13 protein-coding genes and 1 pseudogene are annotated in these 16645 nt (G+C 52.9%); 6 read left to right on the forward strand and 8 right to left on the reverse strand.

Annotated features, from left to right (window positions below):
* Positions 1 to 16: 16 nt before the first annotated feature.
* Entirely contained in the window at positions 17 to 589 is a 573-nt protein-coding gene (locus AC06ND_RS10320) for an adenylate kinase (RefSeq protein WP_475678898.1), read from the reverse strand.
* 15 nt (positions 590 to 604) lie between these two features.
* The gene (locus AC06ND_RS10325; protein ID WP_475678899.1) at positions 605 to 1150 is read right to left on the reverse strand and encodes a phosphoribosyltransferase; all 546 of its coding nucleotides are present in this window, start codon (positions 1148 to 1150) and stop codon (positions 605 to 607) included.
* 101 nt (positions 1151 to 1251) lie between these two features.
* On the opposite strand from AC06ND_RS10325, the gene AC06ND_RS10330 reads away from it, so the two are divergent.
* Together AC06ND_RS10330 and AC06ND_RS10335 are read left to right on the forward strand one after the other, a co-directional pair.
* Entirely contained in the window at positions 1252 to 3126 is a 1875-nt protein-coding gene (locus tag AC06ND_RS10330) for a ComEA family DNA-binding protein (protein ID WP_475678900.1), read from the forward strand.
* 44 nt (positions 3127 to 3170) lie between these two features.
* Positions 3171 to 4334, forward strand: a complete 1164-nt coding sequence (locus AC06ND_RS10335) for a dicarboxylate/amino acid:cation symporter (RefSeq protein WP_475678901.1) — start codon at positions 3171 to 3173, stop codon at positions 4332 to 4334.
* 4 nt (positions 4335 to 4338) lie between these two features.
* Here the strand turns inward: AC06ND_RS10335 and AC06ND_RS10340 are convergent, their stop codons facing one another.
* From AC06ND_RS10340 to AC06ND_RS10355, 4 genes are read right to left on the reverse strand one after another with little or no spacing between them, the layout of a single operon-like run.
* Entirely contained in the window at positions 4339 to 6228 is a 1890-nt protein-coding gene (locus tag AC06ND_RS10340; protein ID WP_475678902.1) for a LysM peptidoglycan-binding domain-containing protein, read from the reverse strand.
* Between the two features lie 16 nt (positions 6229 to 6244).
* Positions 6245 to 7249 carry a DUF5683 domain-containing protein gene (locus AC06ND_RS10345; protein WP_475678903.1) on the reverse strand — a complete coding sequence of 335 codons (1005 nt, stop codon included), beginning with the start codon at positions 7247 to 7249 and terminating at the stop codon, positions 6245 to 6247.
* A 2-nt stretch (positions 7250 to 7251) separates the two neighbouring features.
* The gene (locus tag AC06ND_RS10350) at positions 7252 to 8187 is read right to left on the reverse strand and encodes a ParB/RepB/Spo0J family partition protein (RefSeq protein WP_475678904.1); all 936 of its coding nucleotides are present in this window, start codon (positions 8185 to 8187) and stop codon (positions 7252 to 7254) included.
* A gap of 3 nt (positions 8188 to 8190) precedes the next feature.
* Positions 8191 to 8964: a ParA family protein gene (locus tag AC06ND_RS10355; protein WP_475678905.1), complete on the reverse strand. Its 774-nt coding sequence runs from the start codon at positions 8962 to 8964 to the stop codon at positions 8191 to 8193.
* Between the two features lie 86 nt (positions 8965 to 9050).
* Between AC06ND_RS10355 and AC06ND_RS10360 the strand changes: the two genes are divergently transcribed.
* Entirely contained in the window at positions 9051 to 10049 is a 999-nt protein-coding gene (locus AC06ND_RS10360; RefSeq protein ID WP_475678906.1) for a diacylglycerol/lipid kinase family protein, read from the forward strand.
* A gap of 2 nt (positions 10050 to 10051) precedes the next feature.
* Here AC06ND_RS10360 and AC06ND_RS10365 read toward each other — a convergent pair whose 3' ends face one another.
* Both AC06ND_RS10365 and trmD read right to left on the reverse strand, forming a co-directional pair.
* Positions 10052 to 10726, reverse strand: coding sequence for an RluA family pseudouridine synthase (locus AC06ND_RS10365; RefSeq protein ID WP_475678907.1), 675 nt, complete (start codon positions 10724 to 10726; stop codon positions 10052 to 10054).
* A 125-nt stretch (positions 10727 to 10851) separates the two neighbouring features.
* Entirely contained in the window at positions 10852 to 11529 is a 678-nt protein-coding gene (gene trmD / locus AC06ND_RS10370) for a tRNA (guanosine(37)-N1)-methyltransferase TrmD (RefSeq protein ID WP_475678908.1), read from the reverse strand.
* Between the two features lie 77 nt (positions 11530 to 11606).
* On the opposite strand from trmD, the gene AC06ND_RS10375 reads away from it, so the two are divergent.
* The 3 genes and pseudogenes from AC06ND_RS10375 to AC06ND_RS10385 all read left to right on the forward strand — a co-directional run.
* Positions 11607 to 13382, forward strand: coding sequence for a DUF349 domain-containing protein (locus tag AC06ND_RS10375; RefSeq protein ID WP_475678909.1), 1776 nt, complete (start codon positions 11607 to 11609; stop codon positions 13380 to 13382).
* A 20-nt stretch (positions 13383 to 13402) separates the two neighbouring features.
* Entirely contained in the window at positions 13403 to 15271 is a 1869-nt protein-coding gene (gene yidC, locus AC06ND_RS10380; RefSeq protein WP_475678910.1) for a membrane protein insertase YidC, read from the forward strand.
* 146 nt (positions 15272 to 15417) lie between these two features.
* A pseudogene (locus AC06ND_RS10385) lies at positions 15418 to 16645 on the forward strand (hypothetical protein); the annotation flags it as partial.

The raw sequence follows: 16645 nt of genomic DNA on the forward strand, positions 1-16645 counted from the left end.
TTGTGGTCGCTGATGTCTAGAACTTGTCTACGATAGCAAATATACGCTCGCGGACCTCGTCGATGGTACCGACACCGTCAGCCTCGTTGTACTTGCCAGTCTTGGTGTAGTAGGCAATCTCAGGCTCGGTCTGGTTGTGATAGGTGGCAATCCTGTTCTTGATGGTCTCCACGCTTGCATCATCTGCACGGCCTTCGATGGCAGCACGATGCTGGATGCGGTCGATGATCATCTGGTCAGGAATCATGATGCTGACAACAGCAGTCACTTCCTCACCTGTCTTAGCGAGAAGCTGGTCGAGAGCATCGGCCTGTGCGATGGTGCGAGGGAAACCGTCAAGAAGGAAGCCGTCGACGCCCTTCACGGTCTTGAACTCGCTTTCGATCATGCCTTCAACAACCTCGTCAGGAACGAGATTTCCGCCGTCGATGAGAGCCTTTGCCTTGAGTCCGAGCTCAGTGCCTGCTGCAATTTCCTTGCGGAGAAGGTTTCCTGTTGAAATGTGGTGGAGATTGTATCTCTCTACCATCGCTGTGGCCTGAGTGCCTTTGCCGGCACCTGGAGGGCCAAAAAGAATGTAGTATTTCATTGGTGTTTGGGGAAATTATTTATCTAGTATGTAGATGTCCTTGAGGTTACGTCCGAGTTCGTCGTAATCGAGTCCGTAACCTACGACGAAATCGTTTCCGATATTCCTTGCGATGTAGTCGATCTTGAGATCCTTGACCATGAGCTTCTCCGGTTTGAAGAGCATCGTGCAGATGTAGGTCTGTACGGCGCCCTTGCCTTCGAGTATCTTCTTGAGAGCCGCCATCGTGTATCCTGATTCAACGATATCCTCTACGATGATGACCCTGCGGCCGACGATGGATGTGCTGAGACCCATGGTTACCTTGACGTCGCCAGTAGTCTCAGTTCCGACATAGGAGCTCATCTTTATGCTGCTGAGCTCGAGAGGGAAGTTGAGTCGCTTGAGGAGATCTGCCGTGAACATGATGGAACCATTGAGGACACAGAGTACAAGGGGAACGTCGTCGCAACCCTCGAAATCTGCGTTGATCCTCGCTGCTACGGCGTCGATGTCCGCGGTCAGCTCTTCATTAGTTATATAAGGTCTGAAGACCTTGTCATGTATTGTGATCTTTTCCATCGCAAATTTGGACTGATACTACAAAAATATGAAAAACTCAGAAAAAAGAAGGGTAAAAATTTCATAAATTTGCGATGGCCACCACCAATGGTTGAACATACATGTCATTCATTTCTCTACCGCTGGTGGCGGTGGTGCTGCAAGTCAGCACATTACGCGGTCCGGGCCCTTCAGACAGGGACGACACGCTCATTCCTTCAATTCTCTACATTACTGGCGCAGACAGCGAGGAAGAGCTCGAAGAAAGCGAAATCGAGCGTTTCCTGCATCTATGCGCGCATCCTCTTTCCATCAACAAGGCATCCCGAAGTCGCCTCCTTTCGAGCGGATTGCTGTCTCCTTATCAGGTGGCGACAATACTCGACTACAGACAGCGTACAGGTGATATTCTGTCCATCGCTGAACTTTCCGTGATCCATGGCTTCGGCAAGGAGATGGCGGCAGCGATGGCGCCGTTCATCGTGCTTGAAAGCTCTGGTCCTCCGGCGTCGGCCAGAGGCTTTGGCGAGCGGAAACATGACGTTTCAGAAGAAGTGACGTCCAAGATGTCCGTACGATTCAATGAAAATGACGGGTCAAGCAATGGGCTGAAGATATCTGAGGGCTTGAAATACCATCTTGATGTGGATGGCCAATGGGAATTCAACCTCGGTCTGAACGACAGCTCTGAGCGGCAGAAGGAACGTTGGAAGAATGGCGGAATGGGGCACTCCATGAGCCTGGCCTACAACTCGATGTGGAAGGGTGCGAAGATCAGCCTGAACAGGCTGGTGGTGGGAGATTTCAATCTTCGTTTCGGACAAGGGCTCGCGATGTGGAGCGGGATGGGACTGGCAGGACTTGGCAACGTGGGCTCATTCTCGCGAAATCCTACGGGGCTGAATCCATATAGGTCGTACTCGGCCGGCGTGGTCGACTTCTCCGGCCCCCTCTATCGTCAAGGCGAAACGGCCCAAAGGGGAGTCGGCGCTGAGCTCGGATTCGGCCGTTTCGCACTCACCGCGTCACTTTCTATGCAGCAGTACTCGCGCAGTGGTGAGTTCATTTCGGACTTCGGTCTGCTGCCGGTGCTGAATCTTTCTAACTATGGGAGGATACACCAGGAGTCGCTGACCAGCTATGTCAGCACCGGCTTCGACGGTCAGGTGCGGGACGCCCGGCTCTCTGCTGACTTCCGCGTCGGAATCAATGGCGTCGATGTGTTCGGCGAGAGTGCTATCGACCTCCTTGCTCTGCGGGAGATGGAGAGGGCAGTGGCCTTCCTTGCTGGCACCCGCTTCAAGGCGGGAGAGACCATGACGCTCGCCGCGATGCTCCGATATTATCCTGCCGGATACTCCGCCGGATGGTCCGGGGCGGCCAGGTCATCTTCCCGCTGCACCGACGAGCATGGGGCCTCTCTGGCCGCCCGCCTGAAGACCGGAGAATACCGTGGATACCAGCCGGCACACCTGCTCGACCTGAGCCTAGACGGAGCTTGGTATCCATCAAAAGAACATCTGCAAATCAAAGCTTTGGCAAATTATACTTGGAGTATTACTGAAGCTTGGAATATGGCCGTAAGGCTGCAATATAGGCATAGGAACTATGACCAGAGAAACCGTCTCGAACTACGCCTCGACGGAGCATGGAAGATCGATGACTGGCAGGCTAGGCTGAGGCTTCACGGAGTATATGGAAATGCGCTCGGAGGCATGGTCTACGCAGAGGGAGCATATACCGGAGTGCATCGTCCCGAGCTTGCGATCTACCTTCGTGCCGGGCTCTTCCACACTGATGGGTGGGCCGACAGAATCTATGTCTACGAGAGAGATGCTCCTGGCAATTTCAATGTCCCGGCCCTTTACGGCGACGGATGGTGGAGTTCGCTCTATCTCTCCCTAAAGCTGTCGCACCTGATGAAGCTGGGATTGAGATTCTCGACGACCCGACTCGAGAAGTATGACGGACGCCTACAGCTCTCGTTTTTGTTCTGAAGCAGAAATGCCTAACTTTGTGGTGTCACCTATATTTATAAGTCATGAATAATCCATTAAAGAAAGCAGGCCTCCTGCCTCTCATCCTCCTTGCGATCCTGCTCGGAATCGTGTGTTCAATCTTCCTTCCGGAATGGATGGTAAGGATATTCGTGACCTTCAATTCGATCTTCAGCAACTTCCTCGGAATGTTCATCCCTCTGCTGATTATCGGCCTTGTTGCGCCGTCTATCGCAGATTTGGGCAAGGGAGCCGGTCGACTTCTGCTGATCACTGTGGCGATTGCTTACATCTCCACCATCTCTGCGGGCTTCGTGTCGTACTTTGCATGCAGGTGGACATTCCCGTCGCTTATCGGAAACGACATGGGGGCTCTTGATGCCTTCGACTCTTCGGAGAACATCGCTCCGTATTTCACCATCGAGATGCCTGCTTTCATCAACGTGACCACAGCACTCGTACTTTCGTTCGTGCTCGGTCTCGGCTGTTCATTCATAAATGGTACAAGCCTGAAGTCCTTCCTTGACGATTTCAGGTCCATCGTGATGCTGACTATTTCCAAAGTGATTATCCCATGCCTTCCTATCTTCATCTTCGGCATCTTCCTCAAGATGGGTGCGGAAGGTCAGGTGGTGACAGTCCTCGGAATGTTCATGAAGATAATACTCGTGATCCTTGTACTTCACGTGGGTGTGCTGATCGTACAGTTCCTCATCGCTGGCGGAATCGCGAAGAAGAACCCTTTCAAGTCTCTTGTCACCATGCTTCCGGCCTATGCGACAGCCCTCGGAACGCAGTCTTCGGCAGCCACTATCCCAGTGACGATGAACTGTGCAAAGAAGCTTATCGATAGGGAAGAGATTGCAGAATTTACTGTACCTCTCTGTGCGACTATTCACATGCCTTGCAGTATCTTAAAGATAGTTGCCTGCAGCTTTGCTGTAGCTTTCTCGATGGGTATGTCGGTGGATTTCGGACTCTATGCAGGCTTCATCATGATGCTTGCCGTGACCATGATCGCAGCGCCAGGAGTTCCAGGAGGAGCAATCATGGCTGCCCTCGCGCTGATATCTTCCATGCTCGGCTTCGACGCCAATATGCAGGGCATCGTCATTGCAATCTACATCGCACTTGACAGCTTCGGAACAGCCGGTAACGTGACCGGTGACGGAGCCGTCGCGATGATAGTTGATCGTATCAGAAAATAGGAAACTAGTCCTTCACTGGAATCTTGAGGATGTCTCCAGGGTGGATGTTGGCATCGACCCCGTTGAACTCCATGATCTCCATGGCTGAGACTCCTTCGAATCTCTTGGCAATGCCGAAGAGGGTGTCGCCCTGTTTGACTCTATACTCAGTGTACTTAGGCGCCTCCTCCTTAGGAGCTGGTTCTTCCTGAACTGTTTCCTCGACCTTGGTCTGAGGCTGGACAGGAGTTCCTTCAAGGCCTGGATGACGGGTAATCTCGCGGATATCCTCTTCTTCCTCCTCCTCGAGTTCAGGCTTAGCTGCAGCCGTGGTGTCAGTCACAGTTACGGGAGTTTCAATGTTCTTTGCTTCAGTAGTTTCGGTCTTGTTAGCTTCAGCAGTGCTTGAAGTTTTCTTCTCAGTTTCGGCGGTAGTCTTCGTGGTCGTAGAAGACTTCTCTGCAGGCTTGTCGTTCTGAGTCTGTGTGACGGTGGTAGTTACCTTTGTCGCGCTCGCAGGGTTATAGACATAGAGATTCTGACCAACCCTGATGCTGGTGCTCTTGAGGTTGTTCCACCTCTTGAGATCGTTCACGCTGACATGGTACTTGCTGGCGATCTTGCTGAGTGTATCTCCGCTCTTGACCTTGTAGGTGGTGCGGGAGCCCTGGCTGGTATTTGCGGCCGAACCAGTCTCGATCTTCTTTATCACGAGAGGGTTGAAGAGTGAGTCTGCCTTGTATCTGTAGATCGAGTCCTCATGCTCCATGAAGGCTTCCACATAATGCTCCGGGATACGGAGCACATACTCCATGTCTTTGCCCGGAACGATGTCGTGAACGTACTGAGGATTGAGGTTCCTGAGCTCGCTGACAGGTACACCGATCACATCGTGGATCTGGGTGAAATGGAGATTCTTGTGGATGAGGAAGGTGTCGACCTTCTCCGGAAGCGCGCATGGCTTCGGATTGATGCCGTGCTCCTTATAATACTTGGTTATGTAGAGAGCTCCCACGAATGCGGGCACATAACCTCTGGTTTCCTTTGGAAGGTAAGGGTAGATGTCCCAGTAGCCGGTCTTTCCACCTGCTCTGGTTATCGCTCTCTTCACGTTTCCGCTACCGCAGTTGTATGAGGATATGGCGAGGCTCCAGTCACCGAACCTCTGATATGCGTCGAGAAGGTAGCGCGCAGCCGCGTCTGCCGCCTTATGGACGTCCAGACGCTCGTCTACGTATGAGTCGATGCGAAGTCCATAGACCTTTGCGGTGGCATACATGAACTGCCACATTCCGCGCGCTCCTGCCCTTGAGAGGGCGAGCGGATTCATCGCGGACTCGATGATGGCCATACATGCGAGCTCCTCAGGAATGCCGTACTTGTTGAAGGTCTCCTGGAAGATAGGGAAGTAGTAGCTGCAGAGGCCGAGCATAGTCGGCATGGAGCTCTTCCTTCTTTCGGCGTAAAGTATGACGTTGTTCCTTACGATGTCGTTGTATGGGAGAGCGAAGATGTTGTTCATCTCCTTGAGCCTCTCCATGTAGATGTCGTCCGGGATCTTGGATTCCAGCTTCACCGAGTCAAGGTTGTAGTTCTCTTCCTTGTACCTCCTGATACGGTCCTGGGCGTCCCAGAGGCTGATACTGTCCTTGGCGTTCTCGCCGAGGTTGAACGGCACGTAATTTCCTCTCTCGGTGGCCTTCCTGTGCGCTTCTGTTATCTCTGCGATGGTCTTCTCGTCCTCTCTCGACTTGCGCTTCATGTTGTCGAGCATGCTGTTGAGAGAGTCGATCTGTCGCTTGAGGGTCATGTTCTCGTCGACAAGGCGCGCACGGTTCTGAGCATGGCCCAGATTGGACGACACTGTCAGCAAGATTATGACAAAGGCGGCAATTATTCTTGTGGTAGATTTCATGTTCAAGCGTGTGGGGTCAGAAAGTGAATCCGAGCCTGAGTCCGACGGCATTGTCCGTCACGTTCGCCCTTCCGGAGAAGGCGTACGCGTTGTCAGGCAGGATGATGGTTGGTTCAAGCTGCATGCTCAGGTCTTCGGAGACCTCGAAATCATGCATGTATGCGAATACGTTCGCATCTATGACGTTCAGCAGGTACACTGCCAGCACTCCGAGTATCGAATAGTCCCTATATCTTCGGTAGACGTCACGATAGTACTTCGCCGTCTCTCCGGAGATGCTTCCGTCGTATTCGACTCCCGGCGTGGTCGCCTGGTTATGTATCCACTTGAACCTCTTGTAGTTCGTGTTGTTCGTGTAGAGGAAATATCCGGCGGTTATCATTCCGCCCTGATAGATCGGAATCTTCCAGTATTCTCCGTTATAGGCCTGTCCGAGGCCAGGTAAGAGAAGAGAGTAGATGGTCGCCCTGCCCGGAAGCGGATGCTGGCTCCTGTCGTAGCAGAACACTCCGTCCATCAGCGATGCCCAGTAGCACACGCCAGCTCCGACGAACATCCATGTGCTGAGGTTCTTGGCCTTGTTGTCGATGAGTGGCTCCGGCGTAGAAGGCATACCTCCGCCCGCTATGATCTCGCTGTTCTCCTCGGTCCATGCCGCATGGGCCTTGACGGACTTGTTGTATCTCGACCTGTAGTATCCGCCGACTCCTGCGAATCCGCCTACGGTTCCGTATACTATCGGGAGCTTCCAATACTGCTTGTTGTAGATCTGCGCCGTGCCCGGAGCAAAGAGGGCACCGGCGAACATGGTTCCCACCTTCATCGTGTTCTTGTGCGCGATCGCGCCGCCCCATTCCTTGAATGAGAAGAGCCTGTCGGTCGTGTCTGCGACGCCGGTGGAGTCCGCGTAGTCGTTGTAGTTCTGGGTAAAGGCCTCCTCCTTGAACTGCGCCTCGGACCTGACTGAGAATCCGAGCAAGCAGCCCAACACCATGAGTGATATGAGGATGTACTTCTTCACGCCTATAGATTTGCGTTCTCGAGTGCTGAGAGGAACTGATCGATCTGTTCGTCCGAATCGAAGCGTATGGTCATGGTTCCCTTACCCGCGCCATTGCTCTTCATGCTCACGTTGCTGCCGTATTTGCCGACTATGCCCATGAGCCTGTTGTAGCGCTCCGGAAGCTGAACCTTTGCTGGCTCCTTCTTCTCGAGCGGCTCGTTCATCCTGCGCACGCGCTCCTCGAGCTCGCGCACCGAGATTCCTTCACGTACGACGAGGTCGCAGAGCTCCTCCTGGAGTGCAGGTGAGCTGATGCTGAGCAGCACCTTCGCATGGCCGACGCTGAGAAGACCGACCTTGATGTCGTGCTGGACCTTCGCAGGGAGCCTGAGAAGACGCAGGGTGTTGGTGACGCTCACGCGCTTCTTGCCTACGCGCGCAGCCATCTGCTCCTGCGTGAGCTGGCACTCGTCGATCAGACGCTGGTAGCTGAGCGCCACCTCGATAGGGTCGAGGTCCTGGCGCTGGATGTTCTCCACGATCGCCATCTCGAGCATGCCCTGGTCGTCAGTGCTGAGTATGTATGCAGGTATCATGTCCATACCCGCGAGACGGCTGGCCCTGAATCGGCGCTCGCCGCTGATGATCTGGTATTTCGCTCCGGCCTTCCTCACGGTGATAGGCTGGATGAGTCCGAGGGTCCTGATGGACTCGCTGAGCTCTTCGAGGGCCTCTGTGTCAAAGGACATGCGAGGCTGGTAAGGATTCGGCTCCACCATGGTCACCGGAATCCTCATTATGTCGGCCTGGGAAGCCGCAGGAGCCGTGTTTACCGTGACCACATCCTTGTTGATGTAGCCCACCGGCTTCCTGATTTCGTTGATGTCTATCGTCTTTTCGCCGCCGAGCAGGGCGCTGAGTCCCTTGCCAAGGCCGTGCTGCTGTTTCTGTGCCATGCGTTAGTTTTGGAGATTTCTCTCGAGTACTTCCTTTGCGAGGTTAAGATAGTTGGTGGTTCCGTTGCAGATCACGTCGTAGAGTATGATAGGCTTACCGTGGGACGGAGCCTCGCTGAGACGGATGTTCCTCTGGATGACGGTGTTGAACACCATGTCCTTGAAATGCTCCCTGAGCTCGTTCACGACCTGGTTGTGAACCCTGGTCCTGCCGTCGAACATGGTTACTACGAAGCCTTCGATGGTGAGCGCAGGATTCGGACCTTCCTGTACGAGGCGGATGGTCTGGAGGAGCTTGCCGAGGCCTTCGAGAGCGAAGAACTCAGGCTGTACGGGGATTATGATGCTGTCAGCTGCGGTGAGCGAGTTGACGGTGATGAGTCCGAGTGAAGGGGAGCAGTCGATGATGATGAAGTCGTACTGGTCCCTGATCTCGGCGAGCGCAATCTTGAGCACGGACTCCCTGTCGGCGGTTTCGAGCATCTCGATCTCCGCACCGACGAGGTTGATGTGCGACGGTATCATCTGGAGGTTGGCTACTTCGGTCTGGATGAGTGTGTCCTTGATGTTTCTTGCTCCGATCATCACTTCGTAGAGAGTCCTTCTCTGTCCGTCTTCGGGAGAGAAGTTGAGTCCGGAAGTGGTGTTCGCCTGAGGGTCAGCGTCGATGATGAGGACCTTCTTCTCAAGGACGGCAAGCGATGCGGCGAGGTTGATCGCCGTCGTTGTCTTTCCTACTCCACCTTTCTGATTTGCTATAGCTATTACTTTGCCCATTTGGTCCAATGTATATATACATTGCAAAGTTAAGAAAATTTTTCGTTTTCGGGGGTATTTTCTATATTTGTGACAAATCGGTAATCATGGCAGAAAGGAAAGACATCTGGTACGCAATCGTGAATCCACGTTCGGGTTCCGGTAAGTCGATGTCGTCGTGGCAGAAGGCGGAGATACGCCTGAGGCAGCTGCACGTGCACTACACTTCTGCCAAATCGGAGTCTCAAGGCCACGCCATCACTCTCACGATGGAGGCCGCTTCCAAGGGGTACAGGCGTTTCGTCGCGGTAGGCGGTGACGGTACCGTCCATGAGGTTCTCAACGGCATCATGCACTTTGTCGAGGATCCGAAGAACAACGTCCCGCTCTCGGAATTCACCCTCGCCGTGCTTCCGGTAGGTTCCGGTAATGACTGGATCTCTGCCCACGGAATTCCTCACGATCCGGACGAGGTGATAGACATCATCGCTGCTGGTACCACTTCCCGTCAGGATGTCGTCAGGGCTGTCCAGTATACTACGACGGAGACTGGTGAGCTCATCCCTTCGAGGACAGACTATATGCTAAACATCGGCGGCATTGGTTTCGACGGTCGCGTGTGCGAGGTCGTGAATGCGCGCAAGGCTATGGGACGCTCGAACAAGATGATATATTTCAGGGCTCTGATAAACGTCCTGAGAAATTTCTATTCGTTCAAGACCAAGGTCATCGCAGACGGAAAGGTCATCTTCGACGGCGATTGCTATTCGATGGCTTTCGGTATCGGACCATATTCGGGCGGCGGCATGAGGCAGGTTCCTGATGCCGTGGTTGACGACGGTCTCCTCGATGTGCTCGTGATCCCAAAGATGCGCATCTCGTACCTCATTCCGAGGTTGCCTCTTCTCTATACCGGAACGCTTACAAGAGTACCTGAATTGATATTCTGTAAGGCAAAGGAAATCAAGGTGTTGTCTTCTGACGGATATGAGGACGTGGAGCCAATCGAAATCGATGGCGAAGTGGTCGGAAGATTTCCTGTCTGCTTCGAGGTTCTGCCTCATCAGATCAAGGTCCTCTCGCTTAGGGACAAGGACAGAAAATAGTCCTAGAACAATCCAAGAAAAGATCTCGGTATACCCGTGGAGAAGAAGAGTATCTCGTCTGTCCACGGGTGCTTGAACTTTATCGATTCAGCATGGAGTGCGAGCCTGTTCAGAGGTGAGTTCGAAGCTCCGTATTTCCTGTCACCGGCGACCGGAGTTCCGAGCACGGAAGAGGCGTGAACCCTGATCTGATTCTTCCTTCCCGTCTCCAGTTCAAACTCTACGAGGGCATTCTTTCCGTTGCTTTTCAGGACCTTATAATTGGTGACTGCCTTCTGACCGCCGTTGTCTGTAGGAGAAGAACTTACCATAAATGACTTCTTGTTTTCCTTTAACCAAGAAACTATCCTTCCTGATGCCGGCGACGGTACCTTTTCTGTGATTGCGACATAGCGTCTTTCCAGCACGGCCTCGTCCCAATAATCCTGGAGAGCGTACTTTGTGTCAGGGGTCTTCGCAAAGATCAGAAGACCGGAGGTGTCACGGTCGAGACGGTGGACGATGAATATCCTCGCACGGGGATTCCTCCTCCTGACATGGTCGGTCAGCAGGGTATAGGCGGTGACCTCATCCTCCCTGCCGGTGGACATGGTGAGCAGGCCGCTCGGCTTGTTCACGATGATGATGTCGTCGTCCTCGAAGACTATCGATATTTCGTTCCTTCTTCCCTTTGACATAGAACCTCCTAAATACACGAGAAGCCCACATCACTGCGGGCCCCCTGGTTAGTTAGTAGTGTATTTTAATTTTGTGGTCGTACTGCAAATTTAAGCTTTCTTTAAATAAATCCAAGGAGCAGAGCCTAATCTTTTAACAAATCGGGCCTCAGAGCCTTGGTCCTTTCAATAATCTGCTCGTCCTGCCACTTCTGGATAAGCTTCGGATTGCCGCTGAGTAGGACCTCCGGAACCTTCCATCCGTTGAACTCTGCCGGGCGTGTATAAATCGGTGCAGAGAGCATGCCGTCCTGGAAGCAGTCGCTCAGTGCGGAAGTCTCGTCGGTGATGGCTCCGGGGATGAGCCTGATGACTGCGTCAGCCACGATTGCAGCCGGTATCTCACCGCCGCTGAGGACATAGTCTCCGACCGATATTTCACGGGTTATCATGTGCTCTCTGATACGCTGGTCTATACCCTTATAGTGTCCGCAGAGCAGGATGATGTTCTCCATGAGAGACAATTCATTAGCTATGCCCTGTGAAAGTGTTTCTCCATCTGGAGACATATAGATGATCTCGTCGTAGTGGCGCTGGTCCGTGAGCTCCGTTATCATCTTGTACAGGGGCTCGCACATCATGACCATTCCGGCGTCTCCACCGTAGCTGTAATCGTCCACCTGCTGGTGCGGACCCTTGCCATATTTTCGTGGATTGTGGACGTGGATCTCGACTATTCCTTTCTTGATCGCACGGCCGACGATGGAGTGGCTGAGCGGGCTTTCCAGCAGTTCTGGGACTACGGATATGATGTCTATTCTCATTTATTAAGGTTTATAGCGCAAAAGTAGTTTATTTTTGCTACATTTGCGAATTATCAATTATTAAAACAACTCCTATCATGAGTGAAGAGATCATCCCTGGAGCAGAGATTACTCCAGATGTAGTTGAAACTGTTGAGTCAGTTAATTATTCAGAAATGTCATTGGCAGAACTCGCTGCCGCCTTCGAGGAGCTCGCAAAGAGCGAGGATCGTCTCAGAAGGACAAAGGAAGCCGACGCCATCAAGTCAGCTTTCTACAAGAAACTTTCCAAGTCTAAGGCTGAGGCTGGACTGGCACCTACTGAGGAACCGTCTGATACCGACGAAGAACCTGCTGCTGAGGTTGCTCCGGCAGAGGAGACATCGGTTGTCAACCCTTTCGCAGCCATCGAGGAAGGCTTCAAGACCTTCTACAACGCCTACAAGAAGGAGCGTGCGGAATATAACAAGAAGATCGAGGCTGAGCGTGAGGGCAACCTCAAGGAGAAGCAGGCCGTCATAGATGACCTCAAGTCCCTTCTCGAGAAGCAGGAGGATGTGAACGTTACATTCCCTGAGTTCAGAAAGATCCAGGAGCGCTGGAGAGCTATCGGCCCGGTTCCTGCAACAAGCTATCGTAACATCAACGAGACATACCAGCTCTACGTGGAGCAGTTCTACGACATGGTCAACATCAACCGCGAGCTTCGCGACCTCGATTTCAAGAAGAATCTTGAGGCTAAGCAGAAGTTCTGCGAGCTTGCTGAGAAGCTTTCGGAGAACGAGAACGTCATCGAAGCCTTCAAGGAGCTCCAGAAGCTCCACGAGGAGTGGAAGGAATTCGGCCCTGTGGCAAAGCAGTACCGTGACGAGATCTGGGATCGCTTCAAAGCTGCTACCGCAGTCATCAACAAGAAGTACCAGGCTCACTTCGAGGGCATGAAGGAGAAGCAGAGCGAGAATCTCGCTGCAAAGTCTGCCCTTTGCGAGAAGGTAGAGGCTATCGCTGAGAAGGAAATCGCATCCTCAAACGAGTGGAACGCGCTTTCTAAGGAGATCGAGGATATCCAGAAGGAATGGAGAGGAATCGGTTTCGCAAGCAAGAAGGACAACCAGAAGATCTACGACCGCTTCCGTGCGGCATGTGATAAGTTCTATGCACGCAAGAGGGATTTCTACTCTGAGTACAAGAACAGCATCAACAGCAACCTCGACATGAAGGTGGCTATCTGCGAGGCCGCTGAGGCTCTCAAGAACAGCACCGAGTGGAAGAAGACTTCAGACAAGCTCATCGAGCTCCAGAAGCAGTGGAAGGAGATAGGCGCAGTGCCTCGCAAGAAGTCGGACGCTCTCTGGAAGAGGTTCCGTGCAGCGTGTGACGAGTTCTTCGCTGAGAGGGACAAGAACGCTAAGCCAGAGAACGACTTCTATGGCAACCTCAAGGCTAAGCAGCGTCTCATCGAGGAGATCAACGCATACGAACTCAGCGGTGACGACCAGAAGGACATGGAGGCAAGGAACGAGTTTGCACAGAGGTGGCAGGCTATCGGTTTCGTGCCGTTCAAGGAGAAGGACAAGATCGCTCAGGCTTACAAGGAGGCAGTTGCTGCCAAGTTCCCTGGCCTCGGCCGTCAGCGTGGTGGCCGTGGTGCATCTCAGAAGCCAGTGAGCGAGAAGGATCGTCTCATTCAGAAGTACAACAAGCTCGAGCAGGATATCACTACATACGAGAACAACATCGGCTTCTTCAACATGAGCAAGAACGCTGCACCGCTTATCCAGCAGATGCAGGAGAGGATTGCCCAGGCTAAGGCCGAGCTCAGTGACCTCGAGCAGCAGATCCGTTCACTCTCAGAGGCGGAAGATCAGGAGTAAGAAAGGGGAGAAACATTTAGATGAACAAGAATTCGTTTATTGGCTGGACTTTGATCGTGCTCATTTTCATGGGCTTCACCTTCTATCAGTCCAGAGAAGCAAAGAAACAGATGGCCATTCAGGCACAGATTGATTCTGTTGCCAGGGCCGAGGCTCGTGCCCAGTTCGTAGAGGACTCAATCCGCACTGCGGCTCTTGAGGCTCTCGTGGAAGCCGGAGACTCTGCAGCGATTGCAGCGGTAACTCCAGTGGGCACTGTATATAAGGACTCACTCCTCAGCAGTGCTGCCAAGGGTGAGGCACAGTATGTCACACTCAAGAACGACAAGGTCGAGATCGTACTCACCAGCAAGGGTGCGCAGCCATACTCCGTCAAGGTCAACGATTACCTTACCTGGGATGGCAAAGAACTCTACCTCATCAAGCCTGAGAACAGCAAGTACAAGGTGAGCGTCTATGCGGGCGAGAGCATCTCTACCGATGACTTTACCTTCACCGTTGCCCAGAAGACTGACTCTTCGGTAGTCATGATCCTGCCGTTTGCTCAGGGCGGTTACATCAGCCAGACCTACAAGCTTCCAGCAGGCAGCTATGAGCTCGAGAACGAGCTCGCGTTCGTGGGTATGGAAGGCGTCATCCCGACCAACGTCTCAAGCATCGATATCGATTGGGGAGTGAACATCCCAAGGCTCGAGAAGGGCTACAAGAACGAGAAGATGTACTCAAAGCTCGACTTCTACTATCCGGATGAGGTCAAGCCTGAGGATCTCGGCCGCGGCGGTCGCGACGCATCCAAGAACGTCCCTGCAAAGGTCAAGTGGTTCGCATTCCAGCAGCAGTTCTTCTCTGCCATCCTCTCGGCTGACAATGAGTTCTCTTCCGGAGACTTCTCTGTCAAGTTCTACGGCGAGGATGACGAGCTGGGTAATCTCATGAGCTGCACCGCGAAGATGCGTGCAGATCTCGGACGTGGCGAGAACGCGAAGTTCAGCGGCCGATTCTATTTCGGCCCTAACCACTACAGCACCCTCAAGGCTCTCGGCGACAAGAAGGAGAAGGTCATCCAGCTCGGTGGTTCGCTCGTTGGATGGATCAGCCGTTTCGTGATCATTCCTACCTTCAACTTCCTCAATCGCTTCATCAGCAGCTACGGACTCATCATTCTCTTGATGACCATCCTCATCAAGCTCGTGATATCTCCTCTTACCATCAAGTCCTTCATGTCTTCAGCTAAGATGCAGGCACTCAAGCCTGAGATCGACGAGCTGAACAAGAAGTATCCTAAGCAGGAGGATGCGATGAAGAAGCAGCAGGCTCAGATGGAACTCTACCGCAAGGCTGAGATCAACCCTATGGGTGGATGTCTCCCTATGCTCCTCCAGTTCCCTATACTTTGGGCGATGTTCCGTTTCTTCCCTGCATCTATCGAGCTCCGTCAGCAGGGATTCCTCTGGTGTCATGACCTGAGTGCATACGATTCGATCGTGAACTTCGGATTCCGTCTGCCTCTCCTCGGTGACCACCTTTCTCTCTTCGCCGTGCTCATGGCAGTGACCATGTTCTTCTACTCAAGGATGACCTCGGCTCAGATGGGTGACGATCCTAACATGGCCGGTATGAAGTTCATGAATCTCTGGCTCATGCCTATCATGATGCTCTTCATCTGTAACAACCTTTCGGCAGCGTTGAGTTACTACTACTTCCTCTCTAACCTCATCACCATCATCCAGACCTTGGTCATCAAGAAGTGGATCGTGAAGCCGGATGAGATCAGGGCGAAAATCAAGGCGGCGTCGAGCAAGCCAGCTAAGAAGAGCAAGTGGCAGCAGCGTCTCGAGGAGGCTCAGAGAATGCAGCAGGAGCAGTTGAAGCAGCAGAAGAGAAGATAATTCGCAACTTGCTGTAATACAATAAAAAGCCGACTGGATTTCAGTCGGCTTTTATTGATGTTATTGTACTAGTGTTTTATAGTCAGGCTTGGAATTGAATCCATTATTAGTTAAATTTGGTGTCATCACCTAGTTAGCTGGACACTATGGATTCATCGGCACTTTTCCCTCAGACACTTTCTCCTTCCGCTTATCAGATAGGCCAGTATGGCAGAACTCCCGTGAGCTATTTCCACGGTCTTCCTCAGATATCCGTCCCTCTTACTGAGGTTCGCGGCAGGGGAATCACCATCCCCGTGTCCCTGAGCTATCACGGAGGAGGCATCAAGACGGAGCAACATCCGGGCTGGGTCGGCCTCGGCTGGAGCCTTCATGCAGGCGGCTGCATCACGAGAGTGATCAACGGCATGAAAGACGAGATGTCGAAGCACGAGAACAACATGGGTATGGACCCCGGCTATCTCCATCATGCGTCGGAGATTCAGGACGGACCATTATGGACCGATGCGGAGTTGTACAACCATATTCGCACAAGCCATGTCGACTACGACCCTGACGAATACATCCTCAGTGCTCCCGGCCTCTCCTGCAGCTTCGTGCTGATGGGGTACAATGAGCTCAGGGTTATATCGAGGGACGGCACGTCGATTACCCTGGAGGAGGTCCATGTGTCCGATGACGGAGGAAACGAATCCCTGGACATGTTTCCCAACCATGTCCAAAGCAGCGAATACCATCCCATCAAAGCCAAGAGGTACAAGTACATCGACAGGTTCGTGATCCGTGACAGTCAGGGAAACCGTTATGTGTTCGGCGGTGAGGCTGCCATAGAATATTCGGTCATCCATTACCCGGAACTCACAAAGAATAATACGGGTTCGGTGGAGAACAACGGTAACTGGAAGGCGACAGCCACAGCCAACACGTGGCTGCTGACCCGCATCGAACGTGCTGACGGCGAGACCATCGTCTTCAGCTACGTGCGTAACGGCGTTCCCATTGTCTTCCGCAATGTCGACCACGGGTTCATATACGCGCCCGACGGCGGTTTTTCCGGGTTGTTTGATAACTACTATGGCTACGCACCCTATTCGGAAGACACCCAGGACAGTCGCTCTTCCATATATAAGATGAACATGTGCTTCTCCTTCCTTAAGCCATGCTACCTTTCTGAGATCAGATGCCTCCTGTCCGGTGACGTCCTCCGCTTCGATACCGAAGACACTGTCGAACGTGGGTACGGCTACTCCCCATCAGAGTTCGAGACTTACTGTGCCGACCTGAGGTTCAACTATTACAGCGGACCGTTCACTTTCGCCCAGTTCAAGGACGAAGACCGATACCGCAAGCTCGTCCGCATCCACGGCACGGGCA

The sequence above is a fragment of the Candidatus Cryptobacteroides sp. genome, assembly GCF_056207615.1.

Coding starts and splice junctions, on each gene's coding strand:
- AC06ND_RS10330 (WP_475678900.1), top strand. CDS start 1,252: ATGTCATTCATTTCTCTACCGCTGGTGGCGGTGGTGCTGCAAGTCAGC.
- AC06ND_RS10335 (WP_475678901.1), top strand. CDS start 3,171: ATGAATAATCCATTAAAGAAAGCAGGCCTCCTGCCTCTCATCCTCCTT.
- AC06ND_RS10375 (WP_475678909.1), top strand. CDS start 11,607: ATGAGTGAAGAGATCATCCCTGGAGCAGAGATTACTCCAGATGTAGTT.
- AC06ND_RS10365 (WP_475678907.1), bottom strand. CDS start 10,726: ATGTCAAAGGGAAGAAGGAACGAAATATCGATAGTCTTCGAGGACGAC.
- yidC (WP_475678910.1), top strand. CDS start 13,403: ATGAACAAGAATTCGTTTATTGGCTGGACTTTGATCGTGCTCATTTTC.
- AC06ND_RS10350 (WP_475678904.1), bottom strand. CDS start 8,187: ATGGCACAGAAACAGCAGCACGGCCTTGGCAAGGGACTCAGCGCCCTG.
- AC06ND_RS10320 (WP_475678898.1), bottom strand. CDS start 589: ATGAAATACTACATTCTTTTTGGCCCTCCAGGTGCCGGCAAAGGCACT.
- AC06ND_RS10360 (WP_475678906.1), top strand. CDS start 9,051: ATGGCAGAAAGGAAAGACATCTGGTACGCAATCGTGAATCCACGTTCG.
- trmD (WP_475678908.1), bottom strand. CDS start 11,529: ATGAGAATAGACATCATATCCGTAGTCCCAGAACTGCTGGAAAGCCCG.
- AC06ND_RS10340 (WP_475678902.1), bottom strand. CDS start 6,228: ATGAAATCTACCACAAGAATAATTGCCGCCTTTGTCATAATCTTGCTG.
- AC06ND_RS10325 (WP_475678899.1), bottom strand. CDS start 1,150: ATGGAAAAGATCACAATACATGACAAGGTCTTCAGACCTTATATAACT.
- AC06ND_RS10355 (WP_475678905.1), bottom strand. CDS start 8,964: ATGGGCAAAGTAATAGCTATAGCAAATCAGAAAGGTGGAGTAGGAAAG.